Genomic DNA, 18,283 nt, shown 5'->3' on the forward strand with positions numbered 1-18,283 from the left:
GGGGGATTGCCTATTAAACCGCTGTTTTCGCACGGGCCGTTGCCGGGTTACCGGCTGTTCTTCTGCGTGTTGGCAGCAAGCGTTTTAATGTTTGTTGACCAGCGATTTACGCGCATGGAAGATGTTCGCGCTCAAATGACCATGATTGTGGCCCCTATTCAGTGGGTAGTTAGCGTGCCTAGCGATCTACTGAACTGGGGGGCGCTTGCGCTTTCTGATCAGCAAGCGTTGGTAGACGAAAATCGCCGCTTACGTGAGCAGATTCTAACGCTTTCTCACCGCGGTCAGCGTTTAGCCAGCTTAACCGCTGAAAATGCTGAGCTGCGTAGCCTGCTACAGGCCGCAGAGCGACATGAAATTCCCTACATGACCGCCGAGCTACTCTCCCTGGATAACGATCCTTTTAGCCACCAGATGGTGGTTGACCGCGGGCATCGCAATGGTGCCTATGTTGGCCAACCAGTCATTGACGCATTTGGTCTAGTGGGGCAGGTGACGGCCGTGTCGGCATACTCTAGTCGTGTCCTTTTACTCGCAGATGCAAGTCATGCGCTTCCTGTTCAGGTGAATCGGAATGGGCTGCGTTTTATTGTGCAGGGTACTGGACGCTATGGCAGCGTTAGCGTACTGCATGTGCCGGATACCGCGGATATTCGCGAGGGTGATTTGCTGACTACCTCTGGGCTGGCCGAGCGCTTTCCGCCCGGCTATCCAGTAGCGAGAGTAACCGAGGTGTATCATGACCCGGGCCAGCCGTTTGCCCAGGTAACCGCTGAACCCTCCGCCCAGCTGCAGCGTTCGCGGCATTTTCTGTTGCTGTTTCCCCCTCCGCCCGAGGAGTTAGGCGATGCGGATTGGGATGAGGACATGGATATATCAGCCAGTGCGATCCACGCGGCGCAGCGCCTTGGGCTACCCAATCAACCAGTGACTCAGGAGGTGCCCTAATGGCACGAGCACCCGCGGTGCCACTGGTAGTGGTGTGGTTGAGCTTTTTACTGGCGCTGTGTTTGCAAGTAATGCCTCTGGCTGATGGTTGGCAGGTATATCGACCCGAGTGGATTGGCCTCATGTTGGTCTACTGGTGTATGCGGGCGCCTAGTCGGGTAGGGGTGTTTCACGGTTTTGTGATTGGTATTTTGATGGATTTAATTGAGGGAACATCGCTCGGCCAACATGCGGTCATACTTTCGCTGTTGGCATTTTTATGTGCGTTGGTTTACCCGCGCTTTCGTACCTATTCCTTAGTTCAACAAGCGGTATTAGTGCTGGTTTTATTGGGCATTGTGCAGTTGATTGAGCAGTGGTTGCGCACGCTAACGGGTGATTTTTCGATCCACTTATCCTTCTTAATACCCTCTATAATTAGCGCGTTGCTATGGCCATGGCTTGCGACCATGCTGCGCGCATTGGAGCGCCGCTTAGCAGGTGCCTGATACAGGCGTTGAGTAATGATGAGTATCTGGTGTTTACAGGCCTATATGCCGGTGCGAACTAACCGCATACAGAGAGGCTCTGATGAGTAAGCCGCAGCGATTAGACGCTACCACAGCGCCGCGTAAAGAGCCTGCGCCGGTGCTATGCCTGGCCTCTGCGTCACCAAGGCGCAAAGCGCTGCTGGCCTCTATCGGTGTTCCCGTGAGTGTGTTGCCCAGTGATGTAGATGAAACGCCTTTAGTTGGCGAGATGCCTAGCGCTTATGTTGAGAGACTGGCGATTGCCAAAGCACAAGCGGCAGTGCCGCAAACCAAGTTGCCGGTGTTAGGGTCGGATACGGCGGTTGTGATTGATGGCACCATAATGGGCAAGCCTCGCGACGAACAAGACGCCGCCGCAATGCTCTCAGCGCTTTCTGGGCGAACCCATCAGGTGCTAACGGCGGTCGCGGTGGTGGGCCCCCAGGGTGTACTCTCTTGCTGTGTCACCACGCAAGTGAAGATGCGTGTAATTGATCAGGATGAAATAGCTTGCTACTGGCAAACCGGCGAGCCAGTGGATAAGGCCGGTGGCTATGCGATTCAAGGCCTAGCAGCGGTGTTTGTTGAGCAAATTCACGGTAGTCACTCCGCCGTCGTGGGGCTGCCGCTATTCGAAACAACGCGCTTGTTGTGCCAGCAAGGGGTGCCTATATGGGCGGGGCGTTATCGAAGTACGTGACCGCTGTTTCACCGCCTGCTGTGCTGGCAAGGATTATGACCCAATAAGGAATTTTGCATGAGCGGTGAAGTCCTCATAAATTTAACGCCAATGGAGACCCGCGTTGCGCTGGTAGAAAATGGCGTGCTACAAGAGGCGCTAATTGAGCGCTCACGTCGGCGCGGCATCGTAGGTAATATCTACAAAGGTAAAGTAGTGCGGGTACTGCCTGGTATGCAGGCTGCCTTTGTTGATATTGGCTTAGAGCGTGCAGCATTCATTCATGCCCATGAAGTGATGCCGCCGGGCACGCCCAGTGATGAGCAGCAAACGATTGGTCAGTTACTCCATGAGGGGCAGGCGCTGGTGGTGCAGGTCACCAAAGACCCGATTGGCAGCAAAGGTGCGCGACTGACAACGCACCTTTCAATTCCTTCACGCTACCTTGTTTACATGCCTGACTCGCCACACCATGGCGTCTCCCAGCGTATAGAGGATGATCGCGAGCGGGAGCGGCTTAAAGCCCTGCTGGATAAGGGTATAGAAGAGCAAACCATCGATGTGACCGGGGGGTTTATCGTCCGCACAGCGGCTGAAGGCGTGGGCGAAGAAGAGCTGGCAGGGGATATGTATTTTCTGCTGCGCATCTGGCGCAAAGTAAGTGAGCGAAAAATCACGGCTGTTCCGCCTAGCGTCATCTACGACGACCTACCGCTTTTTATGCGCACGTTACGCGATGTGATGCGTGATGATATTGAAAAAGTGCGTATCGACTCCCGGGAAAACTTTGTCAAACTCGTGGAGTTCGCCGAAGAGTTTATGCCTGAGGCGGTGGATCGTATTGAGTACTATCCCGGCGAGCGCCCTATTTTTGACCTTTACAGCGTTGAGGATGAAATTCAAAAAGCGTTAGGGCGTAAAGTGCAGTTAAAGTCGGGCGGCTACTTAGTGATTGACCCCACTGAAGCCATGACCACCATTGATGTTAATACCGGGGGCTATGTCGGTCACCGTAATCTCGAAGAAACCATTTTTAAAACCAATCTTGAAGCGGCGACGGCGATAGCGCGTCAGCTGCGGTTGCGCAACTTGGGCGGTATTATCATTATCGACTTTATCGATATGATAGATGTTGAGCATCAACGTCAGGTGTTGCGCGTACTGGAAAAAGCCCTAGAGCGGGATCACGCTAAAACCAAGTGTACCGGGGTAACCGAGCTTGGCTTAGTTCAGTTGACCCGCAAGCGTACGCGCGAAAGCTTGGAGCAGACATTGTGTGAAGCGTGTCCTACGTGTAGCGGACGCGGTACATTGAAAACTCCTGAAACTGTTTGCTATGAAATTTTTCGTGAAATACTGCGCGAAGAGCGAGCTTACAGCGCTGAGACGTATATGGTACTCGCATCCCAGCCAGTGGTAGACCGCTTGTTGGATGAAGAGTCCGCAGCAGTGGCTGACCTGGAGAGCTTTATCAACAAAACGATCCGTTTTCAGGTTGAGCAGCACTACTCCCAAGAACAGTACGATATTGTGCTGATGTAATGATAGCGCTACGTTCGTGGGTACGGTGGCTCCTGGTTGCATTTGCGTGGCTGCTTGGCATGCTGGCCATACTGCTTTTGGTAGTAAGGCTGCTGATTAGCCAAGTAGGGGCGCTAACGCCCAACATTGAAGCGCTCCTTGAAGCGCGTATCGGCGTACCGGTGACTATTGAGCACCTTTCTCTATCCCTTGAGCGCAACGATTTATTTCTGCGCTTAGAGGGCTTAGAAGCAGCAACGCCGCAAGGGCAACGGCTGCTATCCCTTGAGCAGGCCCACCTGCGGCTTGATAGCTGGGCCTCGCTCCTAAGTGTTGCCCCCATTTTTAACGATGCCCGTATTACTGGGGCTGAGTTTCATCTTTACCAGCAGCAAGACGCTGCTTGGGGCTGGCCAAACCCTGCCGAGCTACCCGAGTTTATAGCGCCAGAGCCTACGCTGGATTTAGCCAAAATTGATAAGTGGACAGGCATTATCCTGCGCCAGCGCTTGTGGGTGGATAACACACGCGTTGTGCTGCATGGAGAAGAAGATGAGGTGGCCATGCATGCGCCTACCTTATTGCTCAACGGTGATGAGCGGCGCACACGGCTAGAGGGGGTCGTGAATATTCTAGAAACCCCCGACCTAAGTGATGAAGAGGCCCTTCCTGCGCTGAATATGCAGGTGGAAATGCAGCCAGGGCAGCGAGGATTTAGCGACTTCTCTGCGGCGCTTCAGCTCGATATGCAGCTTGATCACTTGCTGTCATTAGCGGCGGTATTTCGGCCGGACTATATGCCCCACCTAGAACAGGCAGGGGGCGAAGTTAAGCTATGGGGACGGTGGCATAGCGGTCGGCTCGATGAAGCGCGCCTGGCGGTGGGTATCCCCGAGCTTACTCTGCGCCATGAAATTCAATACGCGGTATTACAAGATATTGAGGCAACGGGCCTTTGGCAGCGTGATGGTGAGGGTGGCAAAGCGTGGCTAAGTGCCGACGCTGACAGTGTTGAGTGGGCGCGCCCCTCTGGCATTAGTGATGGCCCAGCGCTACCGAACCACTGGTATTTGTCGCACCAAGCTGATTTTTGGGAGCTTCGCACAAGTGCTTTTGAACTCTCTTCACTGACCGCCTGGCGCGACTATTTGCTGTTGCCCGAATCAGTAACCCGGGTGCTTCAAACCCTTTCCCCCAGTGGCCAAGTTCAAGGGCTAAGTGTTGGCCAGCATGAGGGGCACTGGGGGGTTGATGCGGCGCTGACCAATGTTGCCGTTTTGCCCTGGCAGCAGGCGCCCGGCGGCGGCCCACTGGATGCCTGGGTACAAGCGCGGGATTTTCGTGGCCGAGTGACCTTCAGTAGCGCGGGAGATAGTTCGCTACATTTTCCTGGGTTATTTATTGCCCCCATGCAGCTTAGTCATGCCCAAGGCGTGGTGGAGTGGGTCTATGATGGCCCCAATACAATGATTAGTGGTCGTGATTTAGCCGTGGAGTGGGATGGTGCAGAGGTTAGCGGCGGCTTTGGGTTAATTAGGGATAAAGAGAGTGGTCAATTTGGTTTAGATATCGATTTTGCCAACGTCGATGCTGTGGAATACCCCTTGTCTCACTGGCTGCCCATCTACGCGTTTGAACCCGGAATGCGTGAATGGCTGCTCAACGATATCGGTGGCTATGTGCCCAGCGGGTCTCTCCAACTTAGCCTGCCCTTAGCTACCGACCAAACAGCCGATGAGCTCTCTGCGACGCTGGCTCTGTCGGTAACACAGGGGCATATGCCTATCGCGCCCGACTGGCCACGGCTAGAGCACGTGGAGGGGCGGTTGACCTGGAAAGAGCAGGTGCTTGAGGCCCACATTGAGTATGCCGAGAGCCACGGTGTGCAGGCGTCTGAAGGTGAGTTGATAATGGCCGATGAGCAGCTAAGGCTCTCAGGGCAATTAAAGAGCGATGGCCAATCGCTACTTCAGTTTCTCAAGGCTATTCCTAATGTCGATATGTCGCTGCTTGACGATGTGCGTGCTGAAGGCCACGTGGAGGGAGATATTGCCCTTTCGGTACCGCTTAATGCGCCTGACACCTTGCAGGTGGAAGTCAATGCCCGCCCGCAGTTTTCAAGCATCGCCTATCAGCCCCTAGAGTTACCCTTAACCAATGTTGAGGGAGCGCTGACCTGGCAGCAGCATGACGAAAAGTATGTTTTGTCAGGTAATGCCAGTGGTCGGCTGCTAGGTGGCCGAATTGTGGCGGATGTTAATAGCCAGCAAGACCGAATCGACTTACGTGGCGATGTTAATACCGCTGCGCTGTTCCGCTTGGCAGACATACCTGCTGAGCAGGCTCGCCAAGTATTTGAGGGCAGTGCTGAGTGGCGTGGTCAGGTCCGCCTTGAGCCGACGCCTAAGGTAACTCTCGAAAGCCGTTGGCTGGGCGTGGTGAGTCACTTACCTGAACCCTTCGCTAAAACCGCTGAGCAGCCCTGGCCCTGGCTCTTTACGGCCGATATAGAGAGCGGGCGACTGGAAACCCAGCTAGCCGAGCTTATTCATGCGCGTGGGCAGCCGTTAGCAAATGGCGAACTAGCCGGCGAGTTGGCGCTGGGGACTGCGTCGTTGCCGGAAGGCTGGCTGCGCCAGGCAGGTTTTAACGTCGTCGCCGAACTACCTGAAATAGACCCAATGGCATGGCATGCAGCGGTTGCGCCGTTGATGCAAAGCCAGTCGTCGGTAGATATTGATTACGAAGAGAGCGAAGCACCTATCTCGCTAAGGGTAAGTACCCCGTGTTTACGCTACCGCAGCGAATGCTTTGGTGAAATTAACATGTCGGGCGATATCCATGGGCAGCAGATGGGAATGCTGCTTAACGGTGACTTAATCTCGGGTCGGGTTGAGTATCGCCCCAAGACCGCGCGGCCTCTGGATATAATGATTACTTCGCTGGAGGCCGAGCGATTGCTCGACATGCCCTCTAAAGAACATAGTAGCAGTGAAGCTTCACCCGCCTCATGGGTAGAGGCAGTGGAAACACGGTACTCAACGTCGGCACCCATTCCTTCATGGCTGGCCGAGCTGCCCAGTGGTCGGTTACGACTTGCAGAAATCAGCTTGGGTGGGGGGCGGTTTGGTCCGCTAACGGCCTATTGGCAAACCGATGATCGACGCTTTTCGCTGTCACCCGTTGGGTTGACCCTTGGCCAGCTTTCGGCTCGGGGCGAACTATTTTGGGAAGGCAGTGCGGTGAACAGTCAAACTCGGGCCGATATTTCAATCCTCGGAGGGGATGTGGGTACTGCTCTAGAGCGGCTTGGCCAGCCGGTGGCGATGCGTAGCCGTTCAACGGACATCAACGCTGAGCTAGCATGGCCTGGCGCACCCTGGCAGCTTGACTTGAGCCGAGCGGGCGGCGAGATTGATATCGATATCCGCGATGGCCGTTTTGTGACATTGGAGTCCGCGCCCGCAAGGTTGGTTGGGCTGCTTAATTTTGACAACATATTGCGCCGATTACGTCTGGATTTTTCTGATGTTACGGGTCAAGGCACCGCTTTTGATAGGGTATATGGCACAGCGGATGTGGCTGGTGGGAAATTAATGATGCGCGGGCCGTTGCATATTGAAGCCCCGGCAGCCTCAATGACGCTTACCGGCAACATCAACCTAGCGCAGCGTGAACTCGATCAGCGTTTAGGCGTCACACTGCCAGTTAGCCAAAGTTTACCCATCGCGGCCATTGCCGTGGGCGCCCCCATTGTGGGGGGCGCCTTATTCCTCGCCGACCAGCTGTTTGGCGATGCGTTTGATCGAGCGACGACTATTCACTATCGCGTGCGAGGTCCTTGGACATCGCCGCAGGTTACCTTAGAAGGCCCTCAATGACCGCACTTAAAAGCGATTTAGATACCGCTGTTTCCATTCTGTTAACGCCGAGTGGTCTTGACCTAGATGCGTTGGACACAGGGCTTGGCTATGCCATGGGGGCAGGCATCGACTACGCCGATCTCTATTTTCAGCGCACCTGGCAAGAGGGATGGGTGTTGGAAGATGGCGAGGTAAAAGAAGCCAGCTACAACATTGATGGTGGGGTGGGTGTACGTTCGCTAGCAGGCGAAAAAACCGGCTTTGCTTACTCAAACCAGATTACCGCCGATGCGCTGGTGGACACTGGCCGCACCGCAGCGGGGATTGTACGTAGCGGCAAGCAGCTCTCCGGGCAGGCGGTAAGGCCTGTTTCTGTAGCACCCTTTTATGCGGGCATTGACCCGCTAGCAGGCCTCACAGCAGAAGATAAGGTTGCGCTACTGAAAGAGGCCGACCGCGTGGCGCGTGCGGCTGACCCTTGTATCAGTCAAGTAAGCGCTTCTCTGTCCGGTACCTACGAGGTCGTGCTGGTACGTGCCAGCGATGGCACTTTAGCAGCAGATATCCGCCCGCTAGTGCGTTTTAATGTCAGCGTTATTGCCTATAAAAATGGCCGTCGCGAACGCGGCAGTGCAGGGGGGGGTGGGCGTTACTCCATGGCAAGGCTGCGAGATGAGGGCGTTGCCGCGCGTTACGCCAAGGAGGCGGTGCGCCAAGCCCTGGTAAATTTAGATGCAGTGGACGCGCCTGCAGGGCAAATGCCAGTAGTACTCGGCGCCGGGTGGCCAGGCATCCTGCTACACGAAGCGGTCGGCCATGGCTTGGAGGGAGATTTTAACCGTAAAGGTAGCTCGGCATTCGCTGGGCGAATGGGTCAGCGTGTTGCTGCCAAAGGCGTGACTATTGTCGACGATGCTACGTTATTAGATGGGCGTGGGTCGCTCAGCGTTGATGATGAAGGCACGCCTGGGCAAAATACGCCACTCATCGAAAACGGTATTTTAACGGGTTATATGCAGGACAAGCTTAACGCCCGGTTAATGAACATGGCGCCGACCGGCAATGCTCGACGCGAGTCATTCGCCCACCTGCCGATGCCGCGGATGACCAATACCGTCATGTTAGCTGGCCAGGATGAGCCGAGCGATATTATTAAGAGCGTCAAGCGCGGTATCTATGCGGTGAGTTTTGGTGGCGGGCAGGTGGATATTACGTCGGGCAAGTTTGTGTTCTCGGCTAGCGAAGCCTATCTCATCGAAGATGGCAAAATCACTGCGCCTGTAAAAGGCGCTACCCTCATCGGTAATGGGCCAGAAGCCATGGGAAGAGTCTCTATGATTGGCCACGATGCGGAAATGGACACAGGTATTGGGGTGTGTGGCAAAGAGGGGCAAGGTGTGCCGGTCGGCGTTGGTCAGCCCACCTTGAAGCTAGATGAGCTGACCGTTGGTGGCACCCAGTCGTCTTAACCCAAACTTAGAGGGCCAACGTCTCGCGTAGGTGCTTGAAAAGCTTACGCGAGCTGGTAGGTGGCTTGCTTTGTTCGCGCTCTTTTCGTGCATTGCGCACTAGCTGGCGCAGCGTCTGGCGGTCGCCGTCAGGGTACTCGGCAAGAAATAAGTCAACACCGTCATCGCCTTCGTCGATTAAACGGTCACGCCATTTCTCAAGGCGATGAAAGGCATGGTCACGCTGCTCTTTCTCTTGTTCAATGCCGTCAAATACCCCTTGAATAGCGACGAGGTCCTCTTTGCGAATAAGTTTTCCCACGTACTGCATGTGGCGCCGACGCCCTTCATGGGAGCGGATGCGGGAGGTTTCCTCAATGGCTCGCAGCATGTCATCAGAGAGCGGAAAGCGCGCCAGTTCTGCGGGCTTCATGGCAATAAGTGTTTCGCCAAGTGCCTGTAACGCATGCATTTCTCGTTTTAGCTGAGATTTGCTCGGGCGTTCTTCCTGTTCATCACTATCGAAGGGTTCGGGGCGTTTCTTAGGCATACTAGAACTCACTGATCAGATTCGTTTGCAGCATTATATCAGCTGCGACAACAACATTGATTCGCCAATGCGATTCTGGCGAAAAGGAGGCCACAACATGGCACAGGCATTTGACGCAACCTCACAGCAGGCGCTGTTAACTACACATGCAGAAGAAGCGTTGGCGCTGGCAAAGCAGCTCGGTGCAGATGCAGCCGAAGTAGGTGCAAGCGTCGACCAAGGCGTGGGCATCAGCGTGCGCTTGGGCGAGGTGGAAACGGTAGAGCTTTCACGCGACCAAGGAATCGCCGTGACGCTGTATGTGGGGCAGCGTAAAGGCAGCGCGTCGTCTTCCGATGCAAGCAGTGCCTCTATTAAAGCGACGGTGGAAAAGGCCTTGGCGATTGCCCGCTACACAGGGGAAGACCCCGCTGCAGGGTTGGCTGATGCTGCTCTGATGGCATCGCATTTGCCCGATTTAAAAGTGCATTACCCTTGGCCGCTAACCACCGATGAGGCTATTGAAATAGCCTTGGCCTGCGAGCAGGCTGGCCGCAGCGTGGCGGGGATTCATCAGTCGGAGGGGGCATCGCTTTCTAGTGGTGAAGGCGTGCGTGTCTATGCCAATAGCCACGGTTTTTTGGGAACGCAAAAGGGTAGCAGTCACTCGCTTTCCTGCATGTTAATTGCCCAGGATGAAAATGGCATGCAGCGGGACTATGACTACACCTCGGCGCGAAATCCGAGCAAGCTTCGTGATCCTGAAAGCGTGGGACAAGAGGCGGCTGCTCGGACACTTAGGCGCTTAGGCGCGAAGCGCCCACCGACAGGCACCTTCCCCGTACTTTTTGATCCTACGCTTGCCAGTGGGCTAATTGGCCACCTGATGGGTGCGTTAGCGGGCGGCGCGCTCTATCGTCAGGCATCTTTTTTATGCGACCGATTAGGGGCGCCACTTTTTCCCAACTGGTTTAGCCTAGAAGAGCGGCCGATGGAAGTGGGGGCAACCGCAAGCTCTCCCTTCGATGGCGAAGGCGTGCAAACGCGCAATAACCGCTTTATTGACCAGGGAAATATCGCAAGCTATATGCTTTCATCCTACAGCGCTCGCCGTTTAGGGATGCAAACCACGGCTAATGCTGGCGGTGCGCGTAATATTCGATTGGTAAACCCTGCCACGAGCCGGGACGCGCTGCTGAAAGAGATGGGTCGGGGGATTTGGGTAACCGAGCTAATGGGGCAGGGCGTTAATGGCGTTACCGGTGACTATTCAAGAGGGGCAGCGGGTTTTTGGGTTGAAAATGGGAAAGTGCAGTACCCTATAGAAGAGTTCACCATCGCTGGGAATCTCAACACCATGTTTGCGGGCTTGGTCGGTGTTGCTGATGACATAGACACCCGTGGCAGTATTCACACCGGCAGTTGGTTAATTGATGCCATGACGGTCGCAGGCAGCTAGCAACTCATGTTTGGGGATGGCGGTTAGCTGATTAGTTCCATCATTGATCCTCATCAAATCTCGCGTCGAACAGGCTTTGGATAGCCTCCAACGCCTGTTCAGCGTCATCGCCCTCTGCGATAACCTTTAACTCGGTGCCACAAGGTGCTGCTAGCATCAGTAGCGACATAATATTAGCCGCGTCGGCCTTTTGCTGTTGCTTGTAAACGAAAATGTTGGCTGAAAACTGTTGCCCGCATTTGACCAGTTTAGTCGCCGCTCGCGCGTGTAAGCCGCGCTGATTGGTAAGGGTTAAATTTCGTTCTGGCACCCTGGTTCCTTTTTGCCGAGTGGTGTCGTCTTGTTGGATACGTGCATCTAAGGTGTTAAAGCTACTCAGGTTCGACTGGTTCTGAAGGTGATGGTTGCGCCGGTTGTTCACCGAGAGTGTACTGAATTCCCAGTTCTCGATGCCTTAGCTGTACTTCCCCTATGTGTTTTACGAGCCGTTGCGCGAGTTCCTCCACCATGTAAACAGAGCGGTGCTGGCCGCCGGTACAACCGATTGCAATGGTCATATAGCTTCTCTGGCTGTTTTGGTAAGCCGGCAGCCACTTCTCTAACCAGCTGTAAATGTCGTTGCTCATCGCATCGACAATGGGGTAACTGCTGAGAAAAGCCACAATGTTAGCGTCTCTGCCAGTGTACTGACGTAGCGTCGGGTCCCAGTAGGGGTTAGGTAAGCAGCGCACATCAAACACAATATCGGCATCTAGGGGTACGCCCCGCTTGTAGCCAAATGACTCAAAGGTGAGGGTTAGCTGGTCGCTATGCTGATGGGCGACTTGATCAGTAATACGGCGACGTAAGTCGTGCACCGAAAGCCGTGAAGTGTCGATCATGAGATCAGCAAGGTCGCGTATCTCAAGCAGCGTTTCTTCTTCTTTGTTAATGGCTTCCTCAAGCGTCATGTCGCTATCGCGAGTTAGCGGATGTCGACGACGTGTAGCGGAGTAGCGCTCTAATAAAATTCTTGCATCGGTGGTCAGGTAAATTACCTGGAAACGAATCTGCCGCTGGTTGAGCTCTTCAAGTAGCGTTGGCAGGCGCTCAAGAGCTGCTGGCAGGTTACGGGCATCAATGCTTACCGCTAAATGGGTACGCCCACCCTGAACACGCAGCTCATCTACTAAAGAGCCAAGCAGCATCGCAGGTAAGTTGTCGATGGCGTAGTAGCCAAGATCTTCTAACGCTTGTAAGGCGATAGATTTACCGGACCCAGAACGGCCGCTAATGATCACCAATTGCATAGAGTTTCTCTTGGGCTGCCAAAAAAAATGAGGCTTAAAATGAAGAAAGGTAGCGGCTAGCGTCGAGGTAGACGCTTAGTGCGCCGATTTTTCACGAATTTTTGAGGTGATAAGCTCAAGAAGTTCACGCTGGCTAGTACTTTTCCGAAGCTGCAGGCGCATATCAGCCTCGTTCATGATGGTGGCAACTTGCCCAAGTAATGCTAAGTGCGTGTCGTCAGCTTCTTCCGGCACCAACAAGACAAACACCAGATCGACAGGGTCGCCATCAATGGCATCGAAATCGACTGGCTCGGCAAGCTTTAAAAAGCCGGCAATAGGGGCGATGCAGTGGGGGCTTCGAGCATGGGGAATGGCAACGCCATTACCTATACCAGTACTTCCCAGGCGTTCGCGACCAATTAAACGGCTAAAGACTTCCTGGCTATCCAGGCTAGGGGTGTTTTGGGCAATAAAAGTGCTGAAAAACTCCAGCACCCTTTTTTTGCTGCCCCCGGGCACGTCGTATAGCACGCGCTCCGGGGGGAGTATGGTTTCCAACGTCATTGAATTAACGCACACCAGCGCCTTGGGCGCGAGCTTGTGCTTTTTCCTTGTGTTTAACGAGTTGACGATCGATCTTATCCGCTAAAGCATCAATAGCGGCGTACATGTCATTATCTAATGCTTCGGCGTGAAGATCAGCCCCGGCTGCGTGCAGTGTGCAGGCAGCTTGCTGTCGCTCTTTCTCAACAGATAAGGTCACTTGTACTGTCGTAATGTTGTCGTAGTGGCGCTCAACGCGCGCTAGTTTTTCATTGACGTAGTCACGCAAGGCGTCAGTCAGATCTACATGATGACCAGTGATATTTACTTGCATTGACGTGCTCCTTATCCATGGGACTGTACTTCGATTGTAACCCTTTTTACGCTGTTGCAAAGCCCTATAGCGGTGTTTCCTTGTTCACTAGCGTAAACGGCGCCGTTCACTTGAAGAGGGAATGCCCATTGACTCTCGATATTTGGCGACTGTGCGCCTTGCAACACTAATTCCGCCTGCTTCCAAGAGCGTCACCAAACGGCTGTCGGAAAGCGGCTTGCCCGGTGGCTCATCTTGCACGAGTTTCTTAATCCGCGCGCGGATAGCGGTGCTGGAGTGGCTGTCGCCACCATCTTGGCCACTGACCTGGCTGGAAAAGAAATACTTGAGTTCAAATACTCCTCGGGGCGTATGAATATACTTTTGAGTGGTCACCCGGGAGATGGTGGATTCATGCATCTCCACGGCTTTGGCTATGTCCGCTAAAATTAACGGTTTCATCGACTCTTCACCATGCTCTAAAAAGCCAATCTGGCGCGCGATAATTTCTCGACCCACTCGCAGCAGCGTATCATTTCGGCTCGAAAGGCTTTTAATTAGCCAGCGGGCTTCTTGAAGGTGCTCTTTAAGGAACTGGTTATCTTGGCTTTTATCAGCACGCTTTATCAAACTTGCGTAGTCAGGCTGAATGCGTAGCCGGGGCAACGCTTCTGGATTAAGTTCCAGGTGCCAGCCTTCATTATCGTGCCGCACGACCAAGTCTGGGGTTATATAGCTATCATCGCTGTCGCCGTAGGCACTGCCGGGGCGCGGGTCAAGGCTGCGAATGAGGCGAATAACATCATCGAGTTGTTCATCATCCAGGCTCAAGCGTCGTTTAAGCAGCCGTATATCGTCTTTGCCGAGTGCCTCAAGAAATTGACGCACCAGCCGTTTGGCAGGTACTAAAAGCGGCGTCTCCTCGGGGAGCGTGGCTAGCTGAAGCATTAGGCACTCGCGTAAGTCCCGCGCGAAGACCCCGGTGGGCTCAAACTGCTGTAAGCGCAACAGGGTGTTCTCTACTTCACGCTGGCTTAGGCCGTCCAGGCCCTGAGCTTTTAAGCCTTCGCGGATGTCGTTAAGCGGCTGAGTGATGTAGCCATTGGCATCGAGGGCATCGATCAAGCTTTCGGCAATAGTGTGCTCACGTAGCGTGAAGTCGGTCATGGCAAGTTGCCAAAGTAAGTGACCGTGCAGGCTTTGTCCTGCTGCCTGGCGCTCAAAATCAGGCCCTTCGCTGCTACCGCCCGTGCTGCCCATATCTTGGTAGGTGTCGGACCAGTCACTATCCACAGAAAGCTCACTAGGGATACTTTCGGCCCATTCTGCTTCCGGCGTCTCGGTGACCGCCTGCTCGCCAAATTCATCCTCTTGTTCCAGCATTGGGTTAGCGTCGAGCGCTTGCTGAATTTCTTGCCGCAGGTCGAGTGTTGAGAGCTGGAGCAGCGCAATTGCCTGCTGCAGCTGAGGTGTCATGGTCAGCTGTGTGCCGATACGCAGTTGAAGAGAAGCTTTCATGACCATCTGAGAACCACTCGTTAATCAGAAAGCTCCACCCTAGTGCGAGTTATCCTCAGGTGCAAGTGCAATAAGCATGCCATTAAAAGTAATTAGTCGGTAGGCGCCTGTTTATAGGCGGAAATCAGCCCCGAGATAGACGTCGCGCACCTTCTGGTTATCGAGGATAGACTGTGGGTCGCCGCTAGCAATGATTTGGCCATCGCCAACGATATAGGCGATATCGCAGATATCGAGCGTGTCTCGTACGTTATGGTCGGTGATGAGGACACCGATATGTCGCTGTTTGAGCGCGCGTATAATCGTTTTGATATCACCCACTGAAATAGGGTCTACGCCTGCGAACGGTTCATCTAGCAGAATAAACGCAGGCTCGGTTGCCAGTGAGCGGGCAATTTCAACGCGCCGACGCTCGCCACCGGATAGGCTCATGCCCAGGTTGTCGCGGATATGGGTAATGTGGAAGTCTTCAAGTAGCGATTCTAGACGCTGTTCACGGGCGCTACGGTCAAGCTCCTTTCGAGTTTCAAGTATTGCCATGATGTTGTCGGCGACCGAAAGCTTACGAAAAATAGAGGCTTCCTGGGGCAGGTAGCCAATGCCTGCAATAGCCCGTTCATGCATGGGTGCGCGGGTGAGGTCTAGATCATCAATACCGACGCTGCCTGCGTCAGACTTAACCAACCCAACGATCATATAAAACGAGGTGGTTTTACCCGCTCCGTTCGGGCCGAGTAGCCCCACAACGCTGCCTTGGGTAATCTCTAGGTTAATATCTTTCACCACCCGGCGACGCTTATAGCTTTTAGCCAGGTGATGAGCATAGAGCGTTTTTACCGGAGCAGTTTCGTTAGTTGCTGTGGTGCTGGGGGTTGTCACAAATAAACTCCCTATTGCGCGGGCTGTAGGGTCATGCGAATACGCTGTGATTCGCTTCCGTCGACTTCTGAGCGGGCCTGCACGACCTCTCGGTCAATGAAGTATTCCAAGCGCCCCCCCTGGAAACGATCACCTCGTTGCGTAAGCTCTGCCTGATCGATGAGTTCAACCCGGCGTTCGGCGACATGATAGATAATACGACGTGCCCAGCCTTCCATGGGTGTTGTTTCACCGTCTAGCTGGTTCCGTAGGTAAGCGCGCTCACCCGTGGCGATTGCGCGGGCAAGTTCGCCAGCATCATTGCGCTGAATTTCGACACGCTCCCCGCGAAGCTGCATCTCACCCTGGCGAATATTAACATTGCCGCTATAGACTGCCGTGCCAGCGCGCTGATCAAGATCTAAGCGGTCTGCTTCAACTTCAACCGGCGCTTGCGTTGTTTGGGCAGCCGCTGAGAGCGGCACCGCTAGGGCTAAAAGCGCGGTGCAGATTAAAACTTTCATAGCGACTCCTAAGGCGTCTGGGTGGCGGGCGGGTGGAGGCCGCGCACATTATCGGTTAAACGAACCTGGCTAGTGTCAAGCCACACATCCATGCGTGAAGCGCTGATCCGCTGTGGCGGTTGCTGCAGAAGCACCGGCACGTCGCTCCATGCATGGCGTGTCATGCCGTTATAGTGTAATAACTCCGTATCCAACTGCCAGCCTTCATCCGGTGCCAGTAGTCTGGCTGCGCCGGTTAATGTCAGCGCGTGTGTGTCCGTATTGAGCGTGCCTGCGTTGGCGGTAGCTAGCCACTCTCGCTGTTCACCATCAAATAGCGTTACTCGGGGCGAGGTGGCTTGCGTCATGGCCCGCTGGGGGGTATGAACTAAATAGGGCGTGACCAGCGACTGTTGAATAGCACCCGTTTCGCCAAACAAAGTGATTTCAGCGTTTTCTAGCACATAGCCAGGCTCATCGGCTTGAGCATCTGGGTCTGGAGCGATGTCTTGCGGGCCGCGGGGGTCTATCCATACCAGCAGGGTGCCCAGGGCAACCACAACCCCGGTTAGCCAGACGCGCTTTTTAACCCGCCGAGTCATTACGAATGCCTGTGTAGATAGGTGTCCATCACGGCATCCCAGTGGCCTTGGGACATGAGCAGCGTATCGCAGATCTCACGAACCGCGCCGTGGCCACCAAGGCGATCGGTGATCCAGTCCGCGTGGGTATGCATGTAGTCGGGTGCATTGGGAACGGTAATGCCTACTCCAGAGCGCTTGATAGGGGCCAAATCTGGTAAGTCGTCGCCGCAGTAGGCAACTTGCTCTAAAGTGATGTCAAGGCGCTTACAAAGGTCTTTGAGTGTGGCGAGCTTGTCTTCACAGCCTTGATGGACATGGGTAATGCCCAGAGACGCGGCGCGTTGACTGACCATGGTAGAGTCTCGGCCGGTAATCAGCGCCACATGAATACCAACGCGTTTTAATAGCTTTAGGCCGTGGCCGTCCTGGGTGTGAAACGCCTTAATCTCAATGCCATCCGCTTGGAAGTAGAGCCGGCCATCTGTCAATATGCCGTCGACATCAAGAGCGAGTAGACGTACACGACGAATGCGATCAAGTAGAGCATCAGGTAGGGCCATAGAGCCTCCTTGTAAGTGTTCAATAGTTTTCAGATAACGCCGCTAATCAAAAGATCATGCATATGTAAAGCGCCGATAGGTCGCTGCTGTTCATCGACCACGGCAAGCGCAGTGATACGGCTATCCTCCATGATCCGAACAGCTTCTGCAGCAAGCACATCAGGCCCAATACGTTTCCCAGGCCGTGTCATGACATCGTCAACACACACCTCTCGCAGGTCATGAAATTGATCGAGGGTGCGGCGTAGGTCGCCATCGGTATACACGCCGGCTAAGCGTCCATCGCTATCGACGACACAGGTGAAGCCAAGGCCTTGCCGGGTGATTTCCAACAGGGCATCCCGAAGTGGGCTACCCAGCGCAACTTGGGGAAGGCGAGCACCGTCATGCATGACGTCTTTAACACGCAGTAGCAAACGTTTGCCTAAGCTGCCGCCAGGGTGAGAGAGGGCAAAGTCTTCAGCGGTGAAGCCGCGAGCTTCTAAAAGTGCGACGGCAAGTGCATCTCCTAGCGCTAGCGCTGCGGTAGTCGAACTGGTAGGCGCAAGGTCGAGCGGGCAAGCTTCTCGCTCAACACCACTGTCCAGGTGGGCATCAGCATGTTTAGCCAGCGTGGAGCCGGGGCGGCCGGTCATGCTCACCAGGGGGGTGCCGAGTCTTTTAAGTAGCGGTAAAAGAGCGGTTACTTCGGCCGTTTCGCCAGAGTTCGATAGCGCTAATACCACATCGGCACGGGTAATCATGCCAAGGTCACCGTGGCTAGCTTCCCCAGGGTGGACAAAAAAAGCAGGTGTTCCAGTACTGGCAAGGGTAGCGGCTAGCTTGCCAGCAATGTGGCCAGATTTTCCCATGCCGGTGACCACTACCCGGCCTTGGCAGGCAAGAATCAATTGACAGGCATGATCGAAGCCTTCGTCAAGCTTCGCCTGCAGGCCCCCAATAGCGGCTTGCTCAATTTGCAGGGTGCGCAGCGCACTTTCACGCAGCTGGCTGGGTGTAGAGGGTGGCTGGCGCATGATGTTGATAGTCTCGTTAGCGTTCAAAAATGGATAGGTAAGAATAACATCTCGTTGCGCTTTATAGGTAAAGCGCTTCGTCGCTTAGCTGCTTAAAAAAGCGGCAGGATCCGTTGCAGTGGCCTGAGATAGCGACAACGAGAGGTGCTGTTACTGCACGC

At 54.4% G+C, this 18,283-nt stretch carries 18 protein-coding genes; 7 read left to right on the forward strand and 11 right to left on the reverse strand.

Annotated features, from left to right (window positions below):
• Window positions 1–6: 6 nt before the first annotated feature.
• From mreC to tldD, 6 genes are all read left to right on the forward strand, one after another.
• Window positions 7–948 carry a rod shape-determining protein MreC gene (gene mreC, locus MOY_RS11830; RefSeq protein WP_009099981.1) on the forward strand — a complete coding sequence of 314 codons (942 nt, stop codon included), beginning with the start codon at window positions 7–9 and terminating at the stop codon, window positions 946–948.
• Entirely contained in the window at window positions 948–1,436 is a 489-nt protein-coding gene (gene mreD / locus MOY_RS11835) for a rod shape-determining protein MreD (protein WP_009099982.1), read from the forward strand. Before mreC ends, mreD begins: the two co-directional genes overlap by 1 nt.
• Window positions 1,437–1,518: 82 nt before the next feature.
• Window positions 1,519–2,157 (forward strand): Maf family protein, encoded by a 639-nt coding sequence (locus MOY_RS11840; protein ID WP_009099985.1) that lies wholly within the window; start codon window positions 1,519–1,521, stop codon window positions 2,155–2,157.
• Between the two features lie 57 nt (window positions 2,158–2,214).
• A complete protein-coding gene (gene rng, locus MOY_RS11845; protein ID WP_009099987.1) occupies window positions 2,215–3,678 on the forward strand; it encodes a ribonuclease G in 1,464 nt (487 codons plus the stop codon).
• Entirely contained in the window at window positions 3,678–7,538 is a 3,861-nt protein-coding gene (locus MOY_RS11850) for a YhdP family phospholipid transporter (RefSeq protein ID WP_009099988.1), read from the forward strand. Before rng ends, MOY_RS11850 begins: the two co-directional genes overlap by 1 nt.
• Window positions 7,535–8,989: a metalloprotease TldD gene (tldD, locus tag MOY_RS11855; RefSeq protein WP_009099989.1), complete on the forward strand. Its 1,455-nt coding sequence runs from the start codon at window positions 7,535–7,537 to the stop codon at window positions 8,987–8,989. Before MOY_RS11850 ends, tldD begins: the two co-directional genes overlap by 4 nt.
• Window positions 8,990–8,996: 7 nt before the next feature.
• Here tldD and yjgA read toward each other — a convergent pair whose 3' ends face one another.
• Window positions 8,997–9,518, reverse strand: coding sequence for a ribosome biogenesis factor YjgA (gene yjgA, locus MOY_RS11860; protein ID WP_009099990.1), 522 nt, complete (start codon window positions 9,516–9,518; stop codon window positions 8,997–8,999).
• Window positions 9,519–9,615: 97 nt separating this feature from the next.
• Between yjgA and pmbA the strand changes: the two genes are divergently transcribed.
• Window positions 9,616–10,956, forward strand: coding sequence for a metalloprotease PmbA (gene pmbA / locus MOY_RS11865; RefSeq protein ID WP_009099992.1), 1,341 nt, complete (start codon window positions 9,616–9,618; stop codon window positions 10,954–10,956).
• Window positions 10,957–10,996: 40 nt separating this feature from the next.
• Here pmbA and MOY_RS11870 read toward each other — a convergent pair whose 3' ends face one another.
• From MOY_RS11870 to MOY_RS11915, 10 genes are all read right to left on the reverse strand, one after another.
• Window positions 10,997–11,266, reverse strand: a complete 270-nt coding sequence (locus MOY_RS11870; RefSeq protein WP_009099995.1) for an HPr family phosphocarrier protein — start codon at window positions 11,264–11,266, stop codon at window positions 10,997–10,999.
• A gap of 61 nt (window positions 11,267–11,327) precedes the next feature.
• A complete protein-coding gene (gene rapZ, locus MOY_RS11875; protein WP_009099996.1) occupies window positions 11,328–12,245 on the reverse strand; it encodes an RNase adapter RapZ in 918 nt (305 codons plus the stop codon).
• A gap of 75 nt (window positions 12,246–12,320) precedes the next feature.
• The gene (gene ptsN, locus MOY_RS11880) at window positions 12,321–12,791 is read right to left on the reverse strand and encodes a PTS IIA-like nitrogen regulatory protein PtsN (protein ID WP_009099998.1); all 471 of its coding nucleotides are present in this window, start codon (window positions 12,789–12,791) and stop codon (window positions 12,321–12,323) included.
• Window positions 12,792–12,795: 4 nt separating this feature from the next.
• The gene (hpf, locus tag MOY_RS11885) at window positions 12,796–13,104 is read right to left on the reverse strand and encodes a ribosome hibernation-promoting factor, HPF/YfiA family (RefSeq protein ID WP_009100000.1); all 309 of its coding nucleotides are present in this window, start codon (window positions 13,102–13,104) and stop codon (window positions 12,796–12,798) included.
• Between the two features lie 87 nt (window positions 13,105–13,191).
• Window positions 13,192–14,607, reverse strand: coding sequence for an RNA polymerase factor sigma-54 (locus MOY_RS11890; RefSeq protein ID WP_009100001.1), 1,416 nt, complete (start codon window positions 14,605–14,607; stop codon window positions 13,192–13,194).
• A gap of 105 nt (window positions 14,608–14,712) precedes the next feature.
• Window positions 14,713–15,480, reverse strand: a complete 768-nt coding sequence (gene lptB / locus MOY_RS11895; RefSeq protein ID WP_009100003.1) for an LPS export ABC transporter ATP-binding protein — start codon at window positions 15,478–15,480, stop codon at window positions 14,713–14,715.
• A gap of 11 nt (window positions 15,481–15,491) precedes the next feature.
• Window positions 15,492–15,983 (reverse strand): lipopolysaccharide transport periplasmic protein LptA, encoded by a 492-nt coding sequence (gene lptA, locus MOY_RS11900; RefSeq protein ID WP_009100005.1) that lies wholly within the window; start codon window positions 15,981–15,983, stop codon window positions 15,492–15,494.
• Between the two features lie 8 nt (window positions 15,984–15,991).
• Entirely contained in the window at window positions 15,992–16,564 is a 573-nt protein-coding gene (lptC, locus tag MOY_RS11905; protein WP_009100008.1) for an LPS export ABC transporter periplasmic protein LptC, read from the reverse strand.
• Entirely contained in the window at window positions 16,564–17,106 is a 543-nt protein-coding gene (locus tag MOY_RS11910) for a KdsC family phosphatase (protein WP_009100010.1), read from the reverse strand. The genes lptC and MOY_RS11910 overlap by 1 nt, the downstream gene beginning before the upstream one ends.
• 29 nt (window positions 17,107–17,135) lie before the next feature.
• A complete protein-coding gene (locus tag MOY_RS11915; protein ID WP_009100012.1) occupies window positions 17,136–18,122 on the reverse strand; it encodes a KpsF/GutQ family sugar-phosphate isomerase in 987 nt (328 codons plus the stop codon).
• Window positions 18,123–18,283 lie beyond the last annotated feature (161 nt).

Source organism: Halomonas sp. GFAJ-1 (genome assembly GCF_000236625.2).
GTDB lineage: Bacteria > Pseudomonadota > Gammaproteobacteria > Pseudomonadales > Halomonadaceae > Vreelandella.